Origin of the sequence: Succinimonas sp. (assembly GCF_045225735.1) — a bacterium.
GTDB lineage: Bacteria > Pseudomonadota > Gammaproteobacteria > Enterobacterales > Succinivibrionaceae > Succinimonas.
The window spans coordinates 1-2,228 of record NZ_JBGVBR010000363.1 but is presented as its reverse complement, the minus strand read 5'-3'; the positions used below and the strand labels follow the sequence as shown (position 1 = coordinate 2,228).

Genomic DNA, 2,228 nt, shown 5'->3' with positions numbered 1-2,228 from the left:
GCTCCTTCTCATAGCTTTTCCCGATCTCAGAAAGAGTTTCCGTGAGAGAGGCCGCAGCAAAAACCGTGAGCCTGATATCCTTTGCCGGAGCATCTCCGCCCTTAATCGGATCCCCGCCCTTTGATTCTTCGGCCTTACGGCTAATCTCCTTTGCGGCGCTGTGAGACGGGGTTTTAGCCCGGAAACCTATTCCGGAGCATACCACTGGCACAGTAAGAAACAGCGCCGCTAACACCGCCCGGCCCAGAATCGACTTGCCGGAGAAAAAGCTGCTAAAAGCCGACCGTTCGCCGCCGGCAGCATTCAATATTCCCATGAAAACACTCCATGATAAAACACGTAAATATGCAAAAAAAACAGGCGCATACCGGTAGCTCAGCCATTATGCCGCAGTCTTTATGCTCCCCTATGAATACGCGCCAACCCATTGTTCCTCTTCAATATGAGAGCGCCCGCCGCCTCTTTCTGAAATCCTCATAAGATGTTTTCGGGAAAAAAGCAGCGCCGCCGGGGAAATCCCTTCGCTTACTATTATACGTTCCGGGGAAAACTTATTCCTGCCTGTCCTCAGGGCTATTCGCTGAAGCTGACATTTTCTGCGCCGGCTCGGAAGGTTTCAGGGCTCTCATCAGGAGACAGGGGATTTCTTACGATGTTACACCTTTTGCAACTGACCGAAAATTACTCAGTAAGACGGTGCCGTACCGAAAAACTCGTTCTGCCCCTGCCGCATCTCGTTAAAAGGCTGGTTCGTTTCTCAGGAAATCGCCATCCTTTTACTTGCGCTTCTGCTCCGAAGAAAACCTGTGATGACTCGGCTCCTCAATAGCAAAACATAAAAGCCCCCGGCAGGGAGAGCTGGCAATTAAGGACTTAATCCAGCTGAAACATCATGAGAGCGCCTCCTGAACCGCCAGACTTTAGCGCGCTTCTGCGTCGTTTTAACAGAGAGGCTTCAGAAACACACCATCTCGAAAACTCATGGAGATTTTAATGAAAGTTTCCGGCGTATATGTGAGGAAGACAACATAATAAAAAAATAACCTGGGAAAAGCGTAATTTGCGAGGATTTCGCGCGTTAGGAGAAATACGAGATATTATGTATAATAAGATCATGGATTATACAGGCGAGATCGACACTAGCTATTCAGATATTGTCAAACCGGCAGTAAAAGCCTCAATACAATGGAATATATGTTCGTCGCTTAAAAAATTGTTCCACAGATCCGAATTCAACTCAATTTGCCAGAGACATTACGCGTAATTTTGAAATATACCTGCCTGGCGGGAAACAGCTCACCAATGATTTCGAAACAGCACGCAATGAACTTGCCCAATATGTAACAAAAAATGAGGCAGCAACCTATAACTCGCTTTCCAAGGAGGATAAGCTAAAAGTTAACCTCATTATCTCAGTCTGTCACCAAGAGATAGTCACATCCGTAATGCATGAATCACAGCGCCCTTTTTCTCCTGATGATTCAAGTATTTACATGCCGAATTTTGCAGATACTCGTGTGAATAAATTTGATGTTTCCATAGACAAAGACGGCACGCTTAACATTAGCTACAATGGCAAGTACTCAATGAATATGCTGGAGAAGAAGGATTCTGGAGAATTCTTCCATTTTAGACGCTAATCAGAGTTTTATTAGTCCGGCGCTTCATTTGACATTACTTCCCAATGAGATTAAGCGTTTGTCAGAACTCGATTTCAGTAAATTTGATCATGACAAGGTTTCAGAGGCTGTTAATGCCAACGATGGTATTAACAAAACAACAAAGATTACCGAAAATATACCTGAAGAATTTAAAATTGATTTTAATTTATCAACGGACATGGAACTAAAAACCGTAAGCCAGGCAGAACAGTTAAGCCTGTATTTTCATTCTTAAAATAATAAGAAAGCGTCTGCCGTTTTATCATAAGCAGGCGCTTTTATTTATGCCATTATAGAGATAAATCAATATTTGAGAAAATGCAATTATTTCATTTACAATTCTTTATTTTTTGGGAGTACATTTTAAAAAGCTTTTCCACAATATCATCTTCTGTTGCCGTCGCTTTCAGGCCATAAAGCTCAAGTACCGCCTTGTCATTTTCCTCATGTGCTTTTCTTAAATCAAAGGGCATCAGGTCATCATTGTATAATTCCGAGAGAGAGCTTTCGGGATGGAGTTTTCTGGCTGCTAAAATGCCACTGGCCGTTTTTTCAATACGGGATCTT

The 2,228-nt window shown here is 43.3% G+C and carries 2 protein-coding genes and 1 pseudogene; 1 reads left to right on the top strand and 2 read right to left on the bottom strand.

The window, feature by feature from the left end; genetic code table 11:
- Positions 1 to 316 (bottom strand): annotated as a pseudogene (locus tag ACJROR_RS12745) (hypothetical protein); the annotation flags it as partial.
- Positions 317 to 1,668: 1,352 nt separating this feature from the next.
- Here ACJROR_RS12745 and ACJROR_RS12740 point away from each other — a divergent pair.
- Positions 1,669 to 1,896 (top strand): hypothetical protein, encoded by a 228-nt coding sequence (locus ACJROR_RS12740; protein ID WP_406547379.1) that lies wholly within the window; start codon positions 1,669 to 1,671, stop codon positions 1,894 to 1,896.
- Between the two features lie 94 nt (positions 1,897 to 1,990).
- Here ACJROR_RS12740 and ACJROR_RS12735 read toward each other — a convergent pair.
- A partial coding sequence (locus ACJROR_RS12735) for a type IIL restriction-modification enzyme MmeI (protein WP_406547378.1) occupies positions 1,991 to 2,228 on the bottom strand: 238 nt, incomplete at its 5' end.